The sequence below is a fragment of the Pseudomonas sp. AP42 genome, from assembly GCF_001728935.1.
In the GTDB taxonomy this organism is placed as follows: domain Bacteria; phylum Pseudomonadota; class Gammaproteobacteria; order Pseudomonadales; family Pseudomonadaceae; genus Aquipseudomonas; species Aquipseudomonas lactis.
Map to the genome: position 1 here is coordinate 1 of NZ_LYSO01000075.1, position 21,179 is coordinate 21,179.

A 21,179-nucleotide genomic window follows, 5' to 3' on the forward strand; every position below is an offset into this window, starting at 1 on the left:
TTCCAGCGCTTCCAGTAACATTAAATAAGCTGCCGTTGAGGGAATTCGATACAAAGTGTTTCTGCATTTTTGCTATGGTGCAGCACATTTTCACAAGGATTGATCTTTATCCGCAGGATGCGGCGTCGACCTTTTCCAACGAGATGCTGTAGAAATGCCTGAACCGATACCTATCAAAGATCACGAAAAAGAAAACCGCCTGGTCAACAAGCGCTTGCTCGCCTGCGCGTTGTTGGTGATTGGGATCACGTGTGCGCTGGTAGGGCGCATGTATTTCCTGCAGGTGGTGCAGTACGACTACCACTCCACAATTTCCGAAAACAACCGGGTCCACGTCTTGCCCATCACACCGACTCGGGGCTTGATCTATGACCGTAATGGCGTAGTCCTGGCCGACAACCGGCCGAGTTACAACCTGACCATCACCCGTGAGCGCACAGCCGACCTCAAGGGTGAACTGGACGAAATCGTCAATCTGTTGCACCTGCCTGCCGAAGACCGGGCGGTGTTTGATAAGGCGCTCAAGCAGGCCCGTCACCCGTTTGTTCCCGTCACGTTGTTCTACGAGTTGACCGAAGAGCAGATCGCCGTTTTGGCCGTCAACGAGTTCCGCCTACCTGGGGTGGACGTCGAGCCACAATTTGTTCGCCATTACCCTCTGGGCGCGCACTTTGCCCACTCTATCGGCTACGTCGGTCGCATCAACGAAAAAGAGTCCAAGACCCTTGATTCGGTGGAGTACCGCGGTACCCAATCCATCGGCAAAACCGGAATCGAGCGCTTTTACGAGTCAGAACTGCATGGCCATGTCGGTTATGAAGAGGTGGAGACCAACGCACAGGGTCGTGTGCTGCGCGTGCTCAAGCACACCGATCCGATCCCTGGCAAAAACATCGTACTGAGCCTCGACGTCAAGCTACAGGAAGCCGCCGAAGAGGCCTTGGGCGACCGTCGTGGTTCGGTAGTCGCCCTGGACCCGCAAACCGGTGAAGTACTGGCGATGGTCAGCAAACCGAGTTTCGATCCGAACCTGTTCGTCACCGGCATCAGCTTCAAGGAGTACGCCGCGCTGCACGACTCCATTGACCGGCCGCTGTTCAACCGCGTGCTACGCGGTCTCTATGCGCCAGGCTCAACCATCAAGCCGGAAGTGGCCATCGCCGGTCTCGACAGTGGGGTTGTTACCCCACAAACCCGAGTCTTCGACCCAGGTTATTATCAGTTGCCAGACTTTGACCACAAATACCGCAACTGGAACCACAGCGGTGACGGCTGGGTGGACATGGACGCGGCCATCATGCGTTCCAACGACACTTACTTCTACGACCTGGCCCATAAGCTCGGGATCGACCGCCTGCACGACTATCTGGCCGAATTCGGCCTGGGCCAGAAAGTGTCCCTGGATATGTTCGAAGAATCTGCCGGCCTGATGCCATCCCAAGCCTGGAAGCGTGCGACCCGTCGCCAGCCGTGGTTCCCCGGCGAAACCGTGATCCTCGGCATTGGCCAAGGTTATATGCAAGTGACACCGCTGCAATTGGCCCAGGCCACAGCATTGATCGCCAACAAAGGTGTATGGAACCGGCCGCACCTGGCCAAGACCATCAACGGTGTGGCTCCGGTAGATGAACACCCGATGCCCAACGTTGTGCTCAAAGACCCACGTGACTGGGAGCAGGTCAACCACGGCATGCAATTGGTGATGCACGATCCCCGCGGTATCGCCCGAGCGGCAGCGCAAGGCGCCCAATACCGTATCGCCGGCAAGAGTGGTACCGCCCAGGTGGTGGCGATCAAACAGGGTGAGCGCTACAACCGCAACAAGACCTTGGAGCGGCATCGTGATAACGCTTTGTTCGTCGGCTTTGCCCCGGCCGAACATCCGAAAATCGTGATTTCAGTCATGATAGAAAACGGTGAGGCCGGCGGCCGTGTAGCCGGGCCTGTGGTGCGACAGATCATGGATGCCTGGCTGCTCGACCAGGAAGGCCACCTCAAGCCGCAATATGCGGCGCCGGCCAAGGCACCGGGTGATCCACGGGTTTGACTCAAACCCTCCACTCGTCCCAGCGCGCTACGCCGTCATAGGCCAGCCAGGGCACTTCATGGGCCGTCCAGATATGCGAGGTGGGCCTGACGCCCGGATCCTCATCCAGCGTCGCCACCCGCACAATCACGTGGGGCTGATGCCCACGTTCAGCGATCAGATGTGAGCCGCAGCGCGAGCAGAAATGTCTGAATTTGCCCGGCGAAGATTCAAAGGACGACAGCAGTTCCTCACCCTGCGTCCAGCGAAAATGCTCACGCATCACCCCGGCCGTGGCAACAAACGCGGCCGCGTGTGCCTTGCGGCAGCTTTCGCAGTGGCAGTGGCTGATGGGCATGTCCAGGCTGTCCACTTGGTAGCGCACGCCTTTGCACAAGCAACTTCCATTCAGTGGGTCAGTCATAACCTATGGCCAGGCAAGGAGGGGGTCATCATCATCGCGCACAACGCAAGGTTGCGCATTGGTTGATGTCGCCTAGTGTTCAGTTGAAGGAGGTGACTTATGCACGTATTAGATCGCATCGAACGCAAAGTGCTGCTCAACGCACCACGTAAACAGATCTGGGAGGCACTCACGCAGGCCGAGCAATTTGGTAACTGGTTCGGTATCGCGCTTAAAGGTAAAACCTTTGTGGCCGGAGAAACCATCGAAGCACCCATTACCTACAAAGGTTACGAACATGTCGTGTGGAAGGCCAGGATCGGACGCATCCTGCCCCAAACGCTGTTTTCTTTCTGGTGGCATCCTTTCGCAGTGGAAGAGGGCGTCGACTACGACAAGGAACCGCCGACGCTGGTGGAGTTCACGATTGAAGATCGGGCTCCAGGCATTCTCTTGCGGGTCGTTGAGTCCGGTTTTGACAAGATACCCGAAGCGCGGCGTCAGAAAGCCTTCAAGATGAACTCCCGTGGCTGGGACGAACAAATGGGCAATATCGAAAAATACCTGAGCCGAGCCTGACCCGAACGGGCATCATGGTTGATGCCCGGCTTCACGCCAGCGTGCATTCGATTGCTTTAGAAACTCATCTGCCACTGGCCGACCACCGCATGATTGCGGCTATTGCTACCCAGCTCGCCGTTGTAACCGACACTCAGGTTCTGCTGCGCAGACAAACCCACCGCCAACCCCACTTCAACCATCAAGCTGTCGCGGTCCAGCGCGCTGCCTTCAACATTGAAGGCGTCGCCGCCGATCAAAAAAGCCTGCCGAGTCTTGCTGTCGACATTGCCATAGAGGTGCCGCCAGCCAAAGCTGGCCTGCGGGGTCAGGCTGATGCCATTGTCCAGTTGGCTCAGATGAGCCAGGCGCACCCCGAAGCTACTGCTGACATTGTCCTGGGTTTGCGCATCCACCTCGAGTGAAGCATCGCCGCCTTTCTCGCTAAAGTTGTCGCGGTGATAGCGCTGATAGCCGAGGTTGGCGAAGGGTTCGATATTCAATCGGCCGTTACCCAGCATGTAACCCAGTTCGGCAAAGGCTTGCTGGCTATCGGCGTCGTAATCACCCTTGGGTCGCTCGCTGAAACCTGCGAACTCTACTGTGCGCTTGTTGTTACCCCTGTGTTGGCTGTACGCAGCCCCCAGGCGCAACGCCAATGGGCCATCCTGGCGTACGGCATATGCCCCCGCGTGCCAGCTGCGTAATGAATTATCGACGTTGTGGCTGTCCATATCGGTCTTCGAATAGCCGCCCAGTACACCCAGGCGCCAGAGAGGCGATAAGGACCAGTCAATACCCAGCAGGCTGCCTTGTGTACGCTGCTGTGAAGACTCGTTACCGTGCTGGCCCTCAAGCTTGCCGTAGCTGCCGAGACCTTGCAGCCACACACGGCCTTGTGCGTTTGGATCATTCAAGTTGCGCGCACTGCTGGGGATGCCAGTTACGGCCAGCTCAGGTGTTTGCGCCGAATCAAGCCCGACCAGCAAGCTTGAACTGCTGTTCATCTGGCGCATAGCTGACAGCATAGACGTGCCTACTTGGCTGCTGGCCGCCAGTGTGGCACTGGCGAGGTTGGCGTTGCTGCTGCCTGCCAGGGCCTCGAGCGCGGCGCTGGCCGTGGTTTCCGAGGTGGCCAGCAGCGCGTCATAGAGCGGGTTGGGGTTGGGCATCATGGAGGGCGGGGGGAAACTGCCATCCCAGTTGCTCCAGTGGCTCCACTTGATGGACTCGATGCTGTTGACTGCGCGGGCGGCGTTACGGGTACGGGCGTAATCGATGAACTCGACATCGTTGCGTGTGTAGCTCAGGTTCACCCGGTTATTGTCGTAGCTGAGTGTTGGCGACAGGAACGCGTAGTAGCTGCGCAGGTTGGATTCATCGAAGGTACCCGTGATGCTGCCTGCTTGCAGGACGGTGTAAGTGCTGTGCCAGGGATAGTCCATCGAGTAACCCGGCTGCGGCCACAAATAGGCACCGTTGAGGCTGGCACTGCCGACCACATGGGTTGTCGCAGCACTGCCGTCGGGATAAGTAGCGAACTCGAAGGTAGAGCCTGGGTTCATGATCAGGTTGCCGTTGACCTGAGGCGCGCCGACAACGGTATCCGTGATCAACCTTCCGCTGACGGTAAGATTGTTGACTGAGCCTCGGCCCCGGTAAGTCGCGCCTTGGTCGACGATCACGTCGCCAGCGATGCTGCCCTGGTTGTTCAAGTGACCATTGGCAAAGAGGCGCGCGCCTTCGCTGAAATCGCCGCGACCATTGAGTACCCAGTAGCCGCGACGCACTTGTAGTACGTCAAAATTGCGCGTCGTCTCGACCGTCCCGTCGGGTTCACGCGTATCTGAAGGATAATATTGGTAGCCCTCCAGAATCATGGTGTTATGCCCTGCGCCGCCGTCAACTAACCCCTCAAAACGGGCGCCGGGGTACAGCGTCAAGGTGTCGTTGCCGCCCCCCATGTCCAGGGCTACACCATTACCCCCGCTGATCAGGGCACCGTTGAATACCCGGTCGTCGAAATTACCGATAAAACGCGCGCCATAGCCATCAAGCCCACGCAGGTCGACGAAATTTCTCAGCTCCGTTGCGCCGGTTGCCGCCCCATCATGGCCATCGCTGACTAAGAGGCCATTGTCGGTACCTGTGATTGAACCGGTACGTGGAATGCCTGTGGAAGGATCAAACCGGCCGCCGTTGAACAGGTAGCCACCGCCAATCGATACTCCATCGCTGGTGTTGGCTCGTCCATTTTTGTCCGCTCCACTGGCGCCCAATGCCCGGATAACGCCAGAGTTTTCGATGTGGGCAATGCCTCCTATGCGTAGGCCATCGCCGTCGATATTCTCCAGGCGTCCTTCTCGTGCGCCAGTGATCGTGCCGTCGTTGTAAACCGTGGCATCACCCGTTATCGAAACCCCTGCGCCGTCACGTCCGGCAAGCGTGCCATCGTTGCTCAGCAAATTGAGTTGTTCGCCTGAGATTGCATGCTGGGCGCCGGAGATTACCCCGGTGTTGTCGATACGCACATCGGTCGCAGCGCCCAGGCTGATCCCGTCTAATCTATCGGCAGTAATCGAGCCGTCATTTTGAATGAAGACATTGCGCTGCCAATCAGGCAGGTTTTGGCGAACGCTGACGGCGGTCGTATGGGTGGTGATGCTGCCGGTCTTGGTCACCCACAAACTGGGGTTGTAAAAATAGCCACTGCCCACGGTGAGCGGGGTATTGGTTGGGGTATCGATGAATACTTGAGCAAGGCTGGCAGGAGAAAGCGAGGCGCCGGAAACAATCAACGAAATAGTCAGGGCCAGACGGCGGGGGACGAACGACATGCGCGAAATCCTTTTCTTGAATCTCGCTATCTTCCTATATAGCCATTTGATATTGCCAGCGCATTCTTATCCTAAAAAAACGATGACATCCTTTTTATGATATTGCGCGCTAGGTATGCGTTTACCCGCCGCCTTGGACCGGATGCCGAGTAGAATCACGCCCTGAATGCGATTCTTGAGGTGCGGTACGGTGGATTTACAGCAGGGTTTTGTCCTGACCCGGCATTGGCGTGATACCCCGGCGGGCACGGAGGTCAGCTTCTGGCTGGCCACCGACCAAGGGCCACGGTGCATTCGCCTACCCGTGCAAACCTCGGTGGTGTTCATCCCTGAGGCTTACCGCAAGCCGCTCGATTGGCTGCTCAAGGGTGAACGCGATCTTGAGTTGCGCCCGTTGCAGCTGTGCGACTTTCATCACCGCCCGGTCCTGGGCCTGTATGCGCGCCAGCACCGCCAGTTGATGGACATCGAAAAGCGCCTGCGCGCTGCCGGGGTCGATGTCTACGAAGGTGATGTGCGCCCGCCCGAGCGCTACATGATGGAGCGTTTTATCACCGCTCCGGTGTGGTTCGGCGGCACTCCGGATGCGAGCGGCACCTTGCTCGACGCGCAGATGAAGCCCGCCCCTGACTACCGTCCGCCCTTGAAGCTGGTGTCCCTGGACATCGAGACCACCGCCCAGGGCGATCTCTACTCCATCGCCCTTGAAGGCTGCGGCGAGCGCCAGGTCTACATGCTCGGCCCGCCGAACAAAACCGACGCGGTGGATTTCAAGCTCGACTATTGCGACACCCGCGCGCAACTGCTCGAACGCCTCAACCAATGGCTGGCCACATTTGACCCCGACGCGATCATCGGCTGGAACGTGGTGCAGTTCGACCTGCGCGTCCTCCACGAACACGCCCAACGCCTGAACGTGCCGCTGTTGCTGGGACGTGGCGGTGAAGCCATGGCCTGGCGTGAGCACGGCAGCCGCAATCACTACTTCGCTGCGGCGGCGGGGCGGTTGATCATCGACGGTATTGAAGCCCTGCGTTCGGCGACTTGGAGTTTTGAATCCTTCAGCCTGGAAAACGTCGCGCAAACCCTGCTCGGCGAAGGCAAGGACATCTCCACGCCGTACCAGCGCATGGATGAAATCAACCGCATGTTCGCTGAGGACAAGCCCGCCCTGGCGCGCTACAACCTCAAGGACTGCGAACTGGTCACGCGGATTTTCGAGAAGACCGAGCTGCTCAAGTTCCTGCTCGAACGCGCCAGCGTCACCGGCTTGCCGGCCGACCGTAACGGCGGTTCCGTGGCCGCCTTCACCCACCTGTACATGCCGTTGATGCACCGCCAGGGGTTTGTTGCGCCGAACCTGGGCGACAAACCGCCCCAAGCCAGCCCCGGCGGGTTTGTCATGGACTCACGCCCGGGCCTTTATGAGTCGGTGCTGGTGCTGGACTACAAAAGCCTTTACCCGTCGATCATCCGCAGTTTCCTCATCGACCCGGTGGGCTTGATCGAAGGCCTCAAGCATCCCGACGACAGCGACTCGGTGGAAGGCTTTCGCGGGGCGCGCTTCTCCCGTACCCGGCATTGCCTGCCGTCCATCGTCACCCGCGTGTCCGAAGGCCGCGAAGAGGCCAAGCGCGAGCGCAATGCGCCGCTCTCCCAGGCACTGAAGATCATCATGAACGCCTTTTACGGTGTACTCGGCTCCAGCGGCTGTCGGTTCTTCGACACTCGGCTGGCGTCCTCGATCACCCTGCGGGGGCACCAGATCATGCGCCAGACCCGCGCGCTGGTTGAGGCCCAAGGGTACGAGGTGATTTACGGTGACACCGACTCCACCTTCGTCTGGCTGGGCAGTGCGCATTCTGCGCAGGATGCCAATCGCATCGGCCTGGCGCTGGTGCAACACGTCAACGACTGGTGGCGGGCGCACCTGAGCAACGAATATGGCCTGCAAAGCGCCCTGGAGCTGCAATACGAAACCCACTTCAGCCGCTTCCTGATGCCGACTATCCGTGGCGCCGAGGAGGGCAGCAAAAAGCGTTATGCCGGCCTGGTCGTACGCGAAGATGGCAGTGAAGACATGGTCTACAAGGGCCTGGAAACCGTGCGCAGCGACTGGTCGCCCCTGGCCCGGCAATTCCAGCAGGAACTCTACCAACGCATCTTCCATCGCCAACCCCATCAGGACTACATACGCGACTACGTGCGGCGTACCTTGAGCGGCGAATTCGATGAGTTGCTGATCTACCGCAAACGCCTGCGCCGGCCCTTGCACGACTACGAACGCAACGTCCCGCCCCACGTACGCGCCGCGCGCCTGGCGGACGAGTACAACGACCGCCTGGGCCGCCCGCGCCAGTACCAGCGCGGTGGCTGGATCAGCTACGTGATCAGCGTCAACGGCCCGGAACCGCTGGAAGTGCGTCAGGCGCCCATCGACTACGACCACTACGTCACGCGCCAATTGCAGCCCGTGGCCGACGCAATCCTGCCGTTCGTGAATGATGATTTCAGCACCTTGGTGGGCGGGCAGATGGGGCTATTCTAGCTAATCGACACTCTCCATATTGCCCATAGCTCAGGAGGAAACGCCCATGTACACCCTCTATGGCACCGACGAATCCGGCTCCTGCATGATCGAAATTGCCCTGCAACGCTGCGCAGTGCCGTGGCATCGCGTGGAGGCCAGTTCCTGGCAGGACGGCGAGGGCAGTGACGCCCTTGCACGTATCAATCCACTCAAGCAGATCCCCACGCTGGTTACTCCAAATGGCCAGGTACTGACCGAAAGCGCCGCGATCTTGATCCACCTGGGCCTGGAGTATCCCAAGGCCCAGTTGCTGGCCGGCGATCGTACGCAGATCCTGCGCGGCTTGCTCTACATCGCCGCCAACTGTTATTCGGCGATCGGCATCATCGACTACCCGCAACGCTGGTTGGGCAATGCCGATGAGGCGCAGCAAGCGCAACTGGTCAGCGGCACACGGCGCTACCTGCATCAGGCCTGGGTCGTGTTTGCCGATCAGTTTGCCGGCCAGCTGTTTGCCCCGAGCAACGTGCCGAATGCACTGGGCATCATGGCGGCGGCGGTGTCGCGTTGGGACGACGCGCGCGCGGTGCTCGGCAACCTGGCGCCGGGCTTTGCGCAGAGCCTGGAGCGGGTAGACGCCGACCCTGTCGTGGCCCCCGTTTTTGCCCGGCATTGGCCGCAGTGGAAAGTCTCGTAACCGGAAGAAACAATGACCAGGCCACTGTCCAAGCCCTTGCGTAGCGGGCTTCCTGACCTACGCTTCTCAAAGTGATGTAGGAATCATCCTTGAATTTGGCTGTCGCAGACATGAAACTCAAGAACCCTGCATGGAATTCAAAGGAGGTGCGCATGCTCATCCGGTCGCTGACCCTGGCTACCTTGATGGCTTTTACGGGGCCGTTGTTGGCCGCTGATGATAATCCGCTCAAGCAGGAATTGGGCAAGACGCGCCCTCTGGTGGTCGTGGAGCTTGATGCTGGAAACCCGACACTGGCAACGCTGAAGAAACAACTGGAAGAGGCTGCCACCAAGCAGTCCTTCGAAGAGCGCAGCATGGTGTTCTACACCGTCAAATTCGGCAGCATTGGCGCCGAAGGGGAGAAGTTCGCCAAAGACCCAAAGGACAGTAAAAAGCTCACACCGCCTGAAACCAACGCGCTGATCCGCGCCCTCAAGCTCGGCGTCGGCAGCGGTACCAAGGTGATCCTGATCGGCAAGGACGGCGAGAAGAAACTCGAAAAAACCGTCCCCCCGGACAGCCTCGACCTGAAGGAATTCTTCAGCGCCATCGACCAGATGCCTCAGGCGGAAAAGGAGCTTGCCGCACCTGCCGAGCCAGAGCCTGTTCCAGTCGCGCCAGCGGCTCCGGCCAAGGGCAGCAAACCCGCCAAACCCGGCAGCAAAGCCCCCAAGCCACTGGAGGATTGAACCGGTCCCCATCCCACCGCTCTGGTGGGGTCCGGCCTCAGGCCTTCCATGGCTTGAGCCAAAGCCCCAGCCCCAGCAACACCAGCGCGCCGGCCAGGCTGCTCAACCCCAACTGCCAGCCATCGTTGTGCAAGGGGTGCAGGGCCAGCGCCGCCACACCCAACAGCACCCCGCTCAAACCCCACTGCAACGGCCAGCCCAGTTGGCCGAGCAGTTGCTGGCGGTGCATCAGCAACAGGTTGGTCACCACCACGCCACCCAACGCCGCCAAGGCGATCCCCGGCAGGCCGAAACAATAGGGCAGCACCACCAGCAACGCGGCATTGACCAGGCTGCCCAGCAGTTCGCAATTGAGCGGCAGGCGCGTGTCGCCGCTGGCATAGGCATAGCGGGCGAGCATGGCGTTCCAGGCGCCAAACACCAGGGGCGTGGCGAACCAGGCCAGCAGCGCCGGCAGTGGGCCGTCGACGCTCTGGGCGGGCATCAGCAGATGAATCAGTGTGGGGCTGGCGCCAATCAGGCCGAAGGCCGCAGGCAGGCTCAGCAGGGTCGCTGCATCCAGGCCGCGGCGCAGCAGGGCCAGGCGCTGTTGGCCTTGCTCGCCGCTCATCATGCCCAGCAGCACTTGGTTAAGGCTCATCAAGGCAATCAGTGGCAGGTTGATCAGCTTGCGCGCGAGGTTAACCCACGTCACAGCGCCGTCCCCCAGGAAACTGGCGATCAAGCGCTCCAGTAGCGCCAGGCCCTGGCTGGCCACGTTGCTGGCCAACAACGGGCCGATGCGCCCCAGCAATTCGCGGCCTGCCAGCGGGTCGCCGCTGACCTGCCACGGCCGCCAGCCGAAGGACCAGACCGGCGCCAGTAACGGCAGGCACATCAACACACTACCCGCAAAAAAGCACATTGCCAGTTCGGCGCTGTCGCTGGAGCTGCCACGGATAAACAGGTACAGCACCGGTGGCAGATTGAACAGTAAAGAGCCCAGGCCCGGGAGGACAAAACGTTGGCGTGCCTGCAAGGGAATGCTGAACAACCCATGCATCACCAGGCCTGGCGCACAGGCCGCCAGCCAGCGCAGGTTGGCGGCGGCTTGGGCATGGGCCGCGGCGTCCAGGCCGGGGCCGATCAGGCGCACCCACAGCGGCGCGCCCAGCGCCAGTAGGGCAAACAGGGCCAGGCCCACGCCCAGCAGGCGGGGGGACAGGCTGGCCAGCCAGGCTTGCTGGCGCTGTGGGTCGCGTTGCTGATAGAGGGGCAGGGCAGCCGCTGCGAGCAAGCCGGCGGCCAGGGTCATGCGCAATGCTTCGGGCAAAAACACCGCCACCAGAAACCCGTCGCTGCGACTGCCCGCACCCCAGGCCGCCACCAGCAGCCATTCGCGGGCAAAACCGGCCACCAGCCCGGCGAGCGTCGCCAGGGTCAGCCAGAGCGTGCTGCCGAACATCAGTGGAACAGGGTGAACAGGCCTTTGCCACCCACCTTGTAGTTCAGATCATGGCAACGTTCGCCCATGATTTTGGCGCCGCTGCCGCCAATGATTTTGTAGGGCGCCACGGCTTTGGCCACCACGGTATTGGCGCTTATCACCGAACCATAGCCCAGGTGCGTGCCGAAGCCGATCAACGCACGGCTGCCGATCCAGACGTAGTCGTCGATGTAAGTCGGCCCGGAAATCGACCAGAACTCCGGCGCTTGCAGATCATGGCTGCCGGCGATGAGCAAAACGTGGGAAGCAATCGCCACATGGTTGCCGATCACCAGCCCGGCGCGAGCGTCTACCTGGCAATGCCAACCGATTACCGAATCGTCGCCGACCACCAGATTGTGCATGCCCAGCACTTCGGTGTTACGCCACAAGCTGGAGCCCTTGCCGATCTTCGCGCCACCCAGGCGCAGCCAGGCGATGCGCACATGGTGGCTGGGGATCTTGTTGATCAAGATGTTGTAGGCCATGTCCCAGACACTGCGCCACCGGTCTTTGACGGTTGCCCAGTTTTTGCCGTAACGCGGCAGTAGCTGGGCCGGCAGATCCTGTTTCATCCGTCGGAACAGGCGGCGCGCCACCGGTTGCTCAATCGCGGTTTCCAGGTCGATGGAGCTGATCCAGAAGCGCTTGTTGTCGCCTTCGCCTTCTTCAAATACCACGTCGTTGGCCAGGCACCAGTCCAGCGCCTCTTCCAGGTCCGGCAGGCTCACGCCCATTTCAGCGGCCAGCGTGGGGAGGCGGTCGCGCAAGTCGGTGGAGTGAATCATCCGGTGCTTCATGGTTGGTTATCCTTTGGCGCAATAGCAGCAACAGGGGCGGTAATGGAGGGGCGCAGGCGCACCTGTTGCAGGCTCATGCCCATCAACAGCCAGAACAGCGCGATCAGTACAAAGGTGAAGCTGAAATAGTGGTCGAAAATCCCCGTCAGCAGCGCCGCCAGCACGCCGCAGATGCACCCCAGCCACAGCGCATTGTCGGCGGTGACTTTGCGCACCTGGCCCAGGGGCCGCACTTCGCGCCACCACAACAGGGTGACGGTGATAAATAGCAGCATCCCGGGTAGGCCCACCTTGTAGATGAAGTTCAGCCACAGGTTGGAGATGCCCAACAGATTGGAACCGGGCACGGGCGGGTCGATCTTGAAGCCGATCCCCAGGGGGAAGGTCGCCATGGCGGTGGGGAACCTGGCGTACTCGTCAAAGCGGATTTCGGTACTGGCATTGGTGGTCGAGAAGATGGTCATCAAGCGGTCCTGCAACGGCGGATAGAACATCACCAGCGCAACGGCGAACGCCGCCCCGATACCGATGATGCGCCCGCTGTTCGGCACGCGCTTGTAGGCCAGCCAGATCAACACCAGCGCCAGGGCCACGATGGCGCCACGGGAAATACTCAGCAGCAGGCCGGCACACCCCAGCACCGCCACCGCCAGGCCCAGCGCCCGACGCCAGCCGCTGCGGGTCCAGCCATAAAACAGTGCCAGCGGAATAAACAGCACCAGCACGCCACCGGTCAGGTTGGGGTGCACCCAGGGCGAGGCCATGCGCGTGTAGTTGGCAGAGAAAATATCCTTCACCGCTTCCGGGTGGGCGTATTTGAGGTCGGTGAGAATATCGATCATCGACATCGCGTTGCGTGTTTTGAGGAACATGAAGATCGACAGCAACAGCATCGCCAGGTTACCCAGCAACAAGGCGACCACCACCTTGTCGCGGTCGGCGTCGGTGCGCAGCAGCAGCGGCACGATAAACAACATCGACAGGTTCATCAGCCAGCGCACCCAGTTCACCGGCCCGTTGCCTTCGGCATGGATGATCAGCATGCCCCAGATAAACGGAATGGTGCTGAACAGCATCAGCCACATCAGCGCCCGCTCGGTCGGCCGCCACAGCATGAAACCACGGGTCTTGCCGATGAACGATTGCCAGAACACCCCGACCCAGGTCAGCCCCAGTACCGCCTCGCTGACGGTGGTGCGGATGCCCAGTTGCAAGGTGGTATAGGGAATACTGGTGGCCAGTACCGCGAAAATCAGCAAGCCCCACAGGGGAAAGCGGATCAGCGTCAAGGCCACGGCCACACCGGCCACCACCAGCATGACCTTGATCGGCGACAGGGCCAACAGCAACCCGCCGAACACCAGGCCCAGCAGCAGACTGACGAATTTTCCTGGCAGCATTAGCGGTCCAATTCCTTGAGCAAAGTGTCCAGGCGCGCGCGATAAGCCGGTTCGGCAAATTGCCGGGCCCAGGCGCGGTGTGTTTCGCCGTCTTGCGTGGCCTCGGCGCCGGCCAGTTGTTGCATGACCTTGTGCAGTTGCTCGGCGTCATGGGGGGCGAAGCGCGGGGCGTTGGGCGGCGCGATTTCATCCAGGGCGCTGCCGCGTGCCACTGCTACCGGCGTGCCGACACTCAAGGCTTCCACCACCGGCAAGCCAAAGCCCTCGGCATAGGACGGCTGCCACAAGCACGCGGCATGACGGTAGAGCGCTTGCAGTTGGCCGTCCGATAAACCGCTGCACCAATGCAGGCCCGGCAGGTCGCCGAGTGATGCTGGTACATCGCTGGCGTGGCCCACCAGTACCATGTCCGGCACATCAGGGTTCAGCGCACGGCAGGCCTGCCATTGGCGCAAGAAGAACGCCATGTTCTTGCGCGGCTCCCGCGTGCCCACCACCAGCCAGTAACGCGCCGGCAGGTTGGCGGGCAGCGGCTCTGGCGCTGCATTCAGTTCGGGCACCAGGTTGTTCAGCACGCGGAACTTGGCCCGTGCCCAGGGGAACAGGCGCGCGGCCTCATTGCAGGAAAACTGCGAAGGGCACCACACCCGGTCAGCCTGCCACACTGACCAGGCAATCGAAGCCCCGTCGATCAGGCGGTAGGCCAGGGCCTTGAGCTTGGAGCGATGGAAGTTGCGGTGGGTGAGCTGAAACAGGTCATGCAGCACCAGCACATAGCGGGTGCCGGCGGGTTTGCGACACAGCGGCAAGCCCATATTGGCCGTGGCGATGTACAGGTCGATCTGCTGCTCGTGCAGCGCCTTGGGCAAGAAGCCGCGCTCGAACCGCAAGCGCACCTGTGGGCGTTGCAGGCCGTCCAGCGGGCTGGCCCAGGCCGGGCAAACGGCAGTCTGGCGTTGCGGATGGTCCAGGGGCGCCTCAGTGAACAGCACCACCTCGGTGTTGCCCCGCGCGCGCAGCGCGTCTTCCAGGGCCGCGACCTGGCGGGCGATGCCCGAAGACGGCGCAACTGTGGCGGGGCGATAGTCCAGGGCTACGCGCATGGCTGAGACTCCTTGGCGGTGAGCAAGCTGTGGTAGAGGTGCTCCAGTTCATTACCCGCCACCGCCCAGTCGTGGTATTGCCGCGCATAGTCGCGTGCCGCATCGGCCAGTCGCCCGGCCAGCGCCGGTTCATCCAGCAGGCGCACAACGGCGTCGGCCAGGGCCTCGGCGTTTTCGCCGGCCAGGTAATGCACCTGCGGCTGTACCGCCAACCCGGAAACACCCTGGGCCGTGCTCACCAGCGGCAAGCCGGCGGCCATCGCTTCCAATACCTTGAGCTTGGAGCCGCCGCCATGGCGCAACGGGGCGACAAAACCGGCGCAGCGGCGTTGCAAGGCGCACAGGTCGGGAACAAACCCCAGCCACTCGATACGTTCATCGGGCCAACGCTCGCGCCAGTGTTCGGGTAAGCCATAGCCGACCACCGCCAGGCGTGCGTTCGGGCACTGCAACCAGAGCCTGGGGAAGATCTCTTCAAGCAGCCACTGCACAGCGTCCAGGTTCGGTGCGTACTCGTAATTGCCGACGAACAACAGGCGCTGGCTCTGCGCATCGGCGTTGACCTCGGCGAAGGCGCGGCTGTCGACCCCATTGACCACCACGCTCACCGGCGTCGACGACAATGGCCGCATGGCCTGAGCGTCCGCCTCGGTCACCGCGACCACATGAGCGGCGGCATCGAACGCCTTGCGTTCCCATTGTCGGCAGCGCCACTGGTCGTACTGCACAAACGGTGCGGCCCACTTGGGGAAGCGGTCATAAGTGGCGCCGCCAAGGCTCGATTCCAGGTTGTGCTCGGTCAGCACAAACTCGCGCCGTTGCTGCTGCAAGGTGCGCAGAAACGGTTGCAGGCTGTAGCTGTGTTCTACCTGAATCACGTCCCAGCGCTCATTCAACAGTTGCGCAAACTGGGCCTGCAACGGTGCCGACAGGCCGTTGACCGTGGTCAGCAGCGGCCAGGGCGCGAACAGGCCGCCGAGCAGGGTCAGCGGGTGTTTCAGTGGCCGACGTGGTACCACGATCAGGCGTTCAAGCAACGGCTCCAAGGCCGCGTGCACCGCGTCATCGGCCGGCGTTTTCGATTGCGCCAGCAGCGTGATGCGATGCCCGCGCTCACTCAAGGTGCGCAGCAAATGGTACTGCCGCGTCTTGCCGCCGCTGGTGGTCGGCCACGGCAGGTAGGGCACAATCCAGAGGATTCTCATGTACAGCTCTCCATGCCCGGGGCTACCACACCAGTATCTGCAAACTTGGCTTCACCGTTGGGCGAATACCGTTGTCGTCGCTCAGGGTTTGCCGGGCGCCGGTCAGCGGGTCCAGCAGTTCTGCGCGTTTGATGCCGGGCAGGCTGATGCTGCTGCCTTTGGCACTCCAATACATCAGCAGGTTTTTTCCGTCAGGGCGGGTCCAGGCCACGCTGTAGAAGCTGTCCGGTACATCCTGCAACTGCGGCGTGTTGCCGGGTTTTAGCGTGGGGCCGGTGATCTCCAGGAAGCGGGCGAGGGCGGTGTACACCGGCTTGGGTTCGCCATCAAGGTTCAACAGGCCGTAATGCTGGTCGCGTGGCGAGGCGCGTTGGTCGAGGTCGGACAGCGCGAACAGGAAGATCTTCTGGTAGTCCTGGGACGCCATCAACGCCAGGCGGCGCAAGGTGTAATCGGCTTGCCCGTCGATACCGATCAGGTCTTGCATCTCCTTGGGGCCGGCATAGCTGGACCAGCCCCATTCAGTGGCCCAGACCTGCTTGATCCCGGCACCGTGCAGCATTGAATTGAGTTGATCGCCGCGCAGCAGCACTTCGTTCTTGCCCGGCTCATCGGTTTCCGGAGTCATCGAATAAGGGTGATAAGCCGCGACCATGCCCAGGCTTTGCACCCCCAGCGCGCCGAGCGCTTCAAACATCAGGGTTTTGCCACGCGGCGGCATCTGGCTGTAATACGCCATGCCACCCATGACCTGCAGTTTGTCCGGCGCTGCAATGTTCAAGGCCTTGTGACTGGCCAACAACAACTGCGCGTATTCCTTGGCGTTGACTTTGGGGCGCCAGTTGTTCGGCAGGTTCTGTTCATTCCACACCTGCCAGGCATCGATATTCGGGTAACGCTTGGCCAGGACGGCCAGGCGCATGGCATAGATGTTGGCGTCCCGCGGTTGATACTGGTCCTGGAACGGCACGCCCTTGGGTGCGGTGGTGATAAAGGGCGCCGAGCCCACCAGGTAAAACACCGAGCGCAGTTTTTCAGCGGTCAGGGTGCGGTCCAGTTCATCGAAGGTGCCGAGCTGATAATCGTCTTCCTTGGGTTCCAGGCGATCCCAATGCAGGTCGACCCGCACCCATTGCAATCCAAGCTTTTTATACTGCTTGATCTGCTTGTGGTACTGCTCGGGTGTGAACCACAGAAAGTGTGCGTTTACGCCGAGAAAGTCCTTCCAGACTACGGTGCGCTCCGGGGCCAGGTTCACCGGTTGTGCATCGACTTTTTCACTCAACAGCAGGGCGCTACCCACGGCGATTGACAGCGCCAGCGGCAGGTAGCGCCACAGTGGGCGAACGGATGGCAGGTTCATCGCAACGGCTCCTCACAAGCATCCCGAAATAATTCAGCAAACCGCTGGGCCGTGTTGGCCCACTGGCGTTGGTGGCCGATGTCTCCCGCCCGGGCGGCCCATTGCTGCGCCTGTTGCGGCTCGAGGATCAAGCGGCTCAAGGCGTTGCTCAAGGACGCTGTATCGCCCTGCTGATAGGTGATGCCATTACCGTCGGCCACCTCTTCGGCAAAGGCGCGGGCGTTGGAGGTGATCACCCCGCGCCCGCATGCATTGGCCCACGACAGCGCGCCACTGGTGCCACGCATCTGCCCCAGGAAGCTGAGTTTTTTCGATTCGCGATAGGGCAGCACCATCACATGGTGCGCCTGGATCGTAGAAGGGATCTGCGCCGAGGGCAGGTCCAGTTGCCAGTCCACCACATCTTCAAGATGCAGGGCGCTGATCTGCTCGCGTAGGCCGTCGAGGTAGTTGCCGGCGGGGTCAAAGGTCATTTCCGGCGCGGTGCCACCGGCCAGGGTCAGGCGTACCTGGCCTCGGCATTGCGGGTGGGCGGCCAGTGATTGGGCCAGGGCCAGCAGCAAGTCCTCAATGCCCTTGCCGCGGTAGATAAAGCCGAAATACAGCAGGCGCAACGGCGCCAGTGGCGGCAACGCCTGGGGCGCGATGGGCAGGTTGCCATGGGCAATCACCGCCACCTGTTGCGGGCGCAGGCCCATGCGCTGGCGCAGGCAGTCGCCGCCCAGGCGAGTGAGGGTGATCAGGCGGCGCATGCCTTTGGCCAGGCGCCGTTCTTCGTGCAAGGTCAACGGGTCGGCCAGCAGCGCCGCCGCTTGGGGCAGCGGATGGGGCAGGCGTTCAAGCAGGGTCAAAGGGAAAAACAGCTTGGCCCGGCGCCAGATCAGGCGCTCCGGGTCATGCACCGTGGCGGTTAACGGCAGGTGCGGTTGCGCCCGGCGCAGGTACTCCAGCGCCTGGAACTCACCGAAGCGTCCACCCCCCAGTTCAGCATGCACCAGGTCCACGCTGCGCCAGTCAAAGGCCTGCAGGCGCTTCAACTGTTCAGGCAGCTCCAGGCAGCCGGCGAGTGGGGTCACCACCTCCAGGCCTTGTTCGATCAACGCGTTGCGCAAGTGCGCGGCGTAATCGGCGATCCCGGTCTGCTCCGGTGGCAGCGGCGCCAGCAATGCGATACGCATCAGGCCGCCCCACGCCAGCTGTTGAGTCGCGCCAGCACCTTGGCCGGCACTTCGAAGCGACGGCGGTTGAGGATCATGCCGTCGACTTTGCCGAACGCGGTGGTCAGCAACGACACGGCATTTTCAATGGTTGGTACGGTGCTGGTGCGGGCTTCGATCACCAGCACAATCTGGTCAGCGCGGCGCAGCGTCAGGAACGCCTGCGGGTTGGAGGACAGCGCCGAGGCGTCCAGCAGCAACACTTCACCCGGCGTTGGCGCGTTCGCCCCATCGACCGAGACGCGGTGACCACGCTCCTCCAGCAGGCGCTTGAGTTGCTCGGCGATAAAGGTGACACCCTCGCCATGGCGCGCCGAGGTCAGGCCGAGGGCAAAACCTTGGGTGGCAATGCGATCCAGGGGCAACAGGCTGTACAAGCGATAAAGGCTGGCGGTGACGGCTGCCGGCGTTGCGTCCTGTACATCGGGAATGCTGCTCCACAGCGGCACATGGAACATCTCCTGCAAGCGTGTGCCATCGTGGATGCGCTGGTCCAGCAGGTACAGCACATAGATGGTCAGCAAGCCCACGGCCACGCCGGCGGGAATAGCGAACAACAGCATCAGCAGGCTCTTGGGAAACACGCGTGCCGGGTTGAGGGTGGCGTGTTCGATCAGGGCGATGTTGCTGATCTGGCTGTTGTCCAGTTCGTGGTCGATTCGCGCCTGTTCAAGATTGTCCGAGTACAAGGCATAGCTTTTTTCGGCGGTGCGCAGTTGTTGGCTCAGGGTGTTGAGTTGCGGTTCATCGGTCATCGCCTGGTCACGCTGGGTGCGCAGTTCGGCAAGGGTCTTGTCGTAGTTCTCGATTTCCCCGGCCAGTTTGCGCTCTTGCAACTGGGCGTCGATCATTTGCTGTTTGACGTTGATCACCAGGCTGTTAGGCGCGGTGTTCTGCGAGCGTTCCAGGCGCGTAGCTTCCTGGGCGCTGAGGGCTTCCATGTCGCGGATGTTCTGCTCGATCTGATTGACCTGCGGGGTGCCTGGCAGGTAAGTGCGCAACAGCCGAGCCCGCTCCACTTGCAGCGCGTTGAGCTGGCGCTTGAGGTCGAGTTGGGTGGGGTTGAGGCTGGTTTCGCGCATCGTGACCACGTCTGCCGGCTGGCTCTTGATCTGCTGGCTGGCGTTGGCCAGCAGGCTGCGAATCCCCGAGATCTGGTTCTGGGCGCTGACCTTGGCGTCGGTGACGCGGTCGATCTGGTTGGTCAGGTTCTTCAGGCGCGCATCGACACTGATCGAGTCGATCTGCTTCAAGCGGCCTTGTAGCTGATCTTTCAGGCTCTGGATATTCTCCGCGACCTTGGCGCGTTCGGTTTCATAGAAGGTGTGCAGGCTCTTGCGCCCGAGAATCCGCGCACGTTCTTCGAGGTAGGCGTTGACCCAGGTCTCGACGATTTTTTGCGCCACCGCCGGGTCGTCCCAGGTGAAGGAAATCTCGATCACCGAAGAACCCGGCTCGTGGCCGGCGGTGAAGTTCTTCTCCAGTGAGGTCGCCAGGCGTTCCAGCGGGCTTTGTTTCTCGGCAAGGCCGACGAACTGCAGCACGCTACGAATGCCATTGATGACTTCGCCAACGCCCTTTTTGATGTAGAACTTGGTGACCTTCCAGAAGCCTTGCGGCGGCTCGGCGGTCATCGCCATATAGCGTTCGGCAACGATATGCACGATGGGCCGGCCCGTGAGCATTTTTTCTTCGTCGACAATCGGGTCGTGCTGGGTGCTCGGGGCAATCAGTGTCTGGCGGTTGGCGGCCTCGATCGGCAAGGTGGTGTTGTCCCGCCCCGGCTTGACCAGCAAGCGCGCGTCCGACTCGTAGCGAGCCGGCAGCAGGAAGGCACCGAGCACGGCGATGACGATCATGGTGAGCACGGCCAGTTTGAATTCGCGGCGGTAGATGAAAAACAGCCGCAGCAGGTCGCGAAGAGAGCGGATTTCGATCACAGGATTACTCCATTGAAAATTGTTTAACGCTGAATGCGAAAAATTGCAGTCAAGCCAATCAGGTAACGATCAAGGAGTTGTGGCTGATGGAAAGACGTTTATAGGGCCATTAGTCGTGTTCCCGCTGTTCTTCACGCCGCTGTCGTTGAGGTCGTAATTCAAGCCAATACCAATCCCTTTGTTGATCGGAAACAGCTTGGTGAAGTACATATCCACAGCCTCCACCGTCGCGCCGATGCCCGACTGCGGCACAAAGATCAAATCGCCACGCTGCAACGCCACCCGCGGGTGATTGGGGTTGGTCAGCATGCTTTCCAGGCTGATGAAGTACGTCCTGTACTTGCCGTCGGGACCGGTGCGCAGCAAGGCTACGTTGGAGGCATCCGCCGAGGGCAATACACCACCGGAGCTGAGCAGCGCCTGCTCGACGCTGACGTTGCCGGCCAGGTCGAAAAAGGCCGGGTTGGACACCGCACCGCCGATAAACACCTTGTTGCTCGGTGCGCTGGCGATGTTCACCGTCACCGCCGGTTCGCGGTAGATGCGCTTGTACTTCTCGGTGATTTCCTTGCCCAGGTCTTCGGGCGTGCGCAAGGCCGCCTTGACCCGGCCAATGTTGGGCACCGAGATCACGCCGTCAGGGCGCACCACGAATATCGTCATGTCATCGGCCGCCGCCGGCTCCTGGGCATCACGCACGATCCGCAGTGAGTCGCCGCTCTGGATCAACACCTGCGGGGGCGGCAGGTCGGCCAGGGTCAGCGCCGCTTGATGGCCGGCCTTGAGCGTGTCGTTATCAGGAAGCGGCACCCGCGCGGGGGTCGAACAACCAGCCAGCCAGATTGAGGCACTCAAGAGGCCGAGCAGGGTAAGACGGAAACGTCGGTTGATAGTCTTCATGACG

The 21,179-nt window shown here is 61.3% G+C and carries 16 protein-coding genes; 5 read left to right on the plus strand and 11 right to left on the minus strand.

Annotated features, from left to right (window positions below; translation table 11 throughout):
• Positions 1 to 154: 154 nt before the first annotated feature.
• Positions 155 to 2,047 carry a penicillin-binding protein 2 gene (mrdA, locus tag A7K61_RS21465; RefSeq protein ID WP_032892540.1) on the plus strand — a complete coding sequence of 631 codons (1,893 nt, stop codon included), beginning with the start codon at positions 155 to 157 and terminating at the stop codon, positions 2,045 to 2,047.
• A 1-nt stretch (position 2,048) separates the two neighbouring features.
• Here mrdA and A7K61_RS21470 read toward each other — a convergent pair whose 3' ends face one another.
• Positions 2,049 to 2,450: a GFA family protein gene (locus A7K61_RS21470; protein WP_044273564.1), complete on the minus strand. Its 402-nt coding sequence runs from the start codon at positions 2,448 to 2,450 to the stop codon at positions 2,049 to 2,051.
• Positions 2,451 to 2,549: 99 nt separating this feature from the next.
• Here A7K61_RS21470 and A7K61_RS21475 point away from each other — a divergent pair, with 99 nt between their 5' ends.
• Positions 2,550 to 3,008 carry an SRPBCC family protein gene (locus A7K61_RS21475; RefSeq protein WP_069558318.1) on the plus strand — a complete coding sequence of 153 codons (459 nt, stop codon included), beginning with the start codon at positions 2,550 to 2,552 and terminating at the stop codon, positions 3,006 to 3,008.
• 56 nt (positions 3,009 to 3,064) lie between these two features.
• Here the strand turns inward: A7K61_RS21475 and A7K61_RS21480 are convergent, their stop codons facing one another.
• Entirely contained in the window at positions 3,065 to 5,824 is a 2,760-nt protein-coding gene (locus A7K61_RS21480) for an autotransporter domain-containing protein (RefSeq protein ID WP_069558319.1), read from the minus strand.
• Between the two features lie 190 nt (positions 5,825 to 6,014).
• Between A7K61_RS21480 and A7K61_RS21485 the strand changes: the two genes are divergently transcribed.
• The 3 genes from A7K61_RS21485 to A7K61_RS21495 all read left to right on the plus strand — a co-directional run bounded on the left by A7K61_RS21485 (position 6,015) and on the right by A7K61_RS21495 (position 9,782).
• The gene (locus A7K61_RS21485) at positions 6,015 to 8,372 is read left to right on the plus strand and encodes a DNA polymerase II (protein ID WP_069558320.1); all 2,358 of its coding nucleotides are present in this window, start codon (positions 6,015 to 6,017) and stop codon (positions 8,370 to 8,372) included.
• A gap of 46 nt (positions 8,373 to 8,418) precedes the next feature.
• Positions 8,419 to 9,051: a glutathione S-transferase family protein gene (locus A7K61_RS21490; RefSeq protein ID WP_069558321.1), complete on the plus strand. Its 633-nt coding sequence runs from the start codon at positions 8,419 to 8,421 to the stop codon at positions 9,049 to 9,051.
• Between the two features lie 152 nt (positions 9,052 to 9,203).
• Positions 9,204 to 9,782 carry a DUF4174 domain-containing protein gene (locus tag A7K61_RS21495; protein WP_069558322.1) on the plus strand — a complete coding sequence of 193 codons (579 nt, stop codon included), beginning with the start codon at positions 9,204 to 9,206 and terminating at the stop codon, positions 9,780 to 9,782.
• 37 nt (positions 9,783 to 9,819) lie between these two features.
• On the opposite strand, the gene A7K61_RS21500 is transcribed toward A7K61_RS21495, so the two are convergent.
• From A7K61_RS21500 to A7K61_RS21540, 9 genes are all read right to left on the minus strand, one after another.
• A complete protein-coding gene (locus A7K61_RS21500) occupies positions 9,820 to 11,226 on the minus strand; it encodes a lipid II flippase MurJ (RefSeq protein ID WP_069558323.1) in 1,407 nt (468 codons plus the stop codon).
• On the minus strand, positions 11,226 to 12,047 hold the full coding sequence (locus A7K61_RS21505) for an acyltransferase (RefSeq protein WP_003190200.1): 822 nt from the start codon (positions 12,045 to 12,047) through the stop codon (positions 11,226 to 11,228). The genes A7K61_RS21500 and A7K61_RS21505 overlap by 1 nt, the downstream gene beginning before the upstream one ends.
• Positions 12,044 to 13,447, minus strand: a complete 1,404-nt coding sequence (locus A7K61_RS21510) for an O-antigen ligase (protein WP_047710478.1) — start codon at positions 13,445 to 13,447, stop codon at positions 12,044 to 12,046. The genes A7K61_RS21505 and A7K61_RS21510 overlap by 4 nt, the downstream gene beginning before the upstream one ends.
• Entirely contained in the window at positions 13,447 to 14,550 is a 1,104-nt protein-coding gene (locus tag A7K61_RS21515) for a glycosyltransferase family 1 protein (RefSeq protein ID WP_069558324.1), read from the minus strand. The genes A7K61_RS21510 and A7K61_RS21515 overlap by 1 nt, the downstream gene beginning before the upstream one ends.
• Positions 14,541 to 15,755, minus strand: coding sequence for a glycosyltransferase family 4 protein (locus tag A7K61_RS21520; RefSeq protein ID WP_069558325.1), 1,215 nt, complete (start codon positions 15,753 to 15,755; stop codon positions 14,541 to 14,543). The genes A7K61_RS21515 and A7K61_RS21520 overlap by 10 nt, the downstream gene beginning before the upstream one ends.
• A 22-nt stretch (positions 15,756 to 15,777) precedes the next feature.
• Positions 15,778 to 17,118: a beta-xylosidase gene (locus tag A7K61_RS21525; RefSeq protein ID WP_047710481.1), complete on the minus strand. Its 1,341-nt coding sequence runs from the start codon at positions 17,116 to 17,118 to the stop codon at positions 15,778 to 15,780.
• Positions 17,115 to 18,296, minus strand: coding sequence for a glycosyltransferase (locus A7K61_RS21530; RefSeq protein ID WP_069558326.1), 1,182 nt, complete (start codon positions 18,294 to 18,296; stop codon positions 17,115 to 17,117). The genes A7K61_RS21525 and A7K61_RS21530 overlap by 4 nt, the downstream gene beginning before the upstream one ends.
• Complete coding sequence (locus A7K61_RS21535; RefSeq protein ID WP_069558327.1) at positions 18,296 to 20,275, minus strand: exopolysaccharide transport family protein; 1,980 nt, start codon at positions 20,273 to 20,275, stop codon at positions 18,296 to 18,298. Before A7K61_RS21535 ends, A7K61_RS21530 begins: the two co-directional genes overlap by 1 nt.
• 69 nt (positions 20,276 to 20,344) lie before the next feature.
• Positions 20,345 to 21,175, minus strand: a complete 831-nt coding sequence (locus A7K61_RS21540) for a polysaccharide biosynthesis/export family protein (RefSeq protein ID WP_069558328.1) — start codon at positions 21,173 to 21,175, stop codon at positions 20,345 to 20,347.
• Positions 21,176 to 21,179 lie beyond the last annotated feature (4 nt).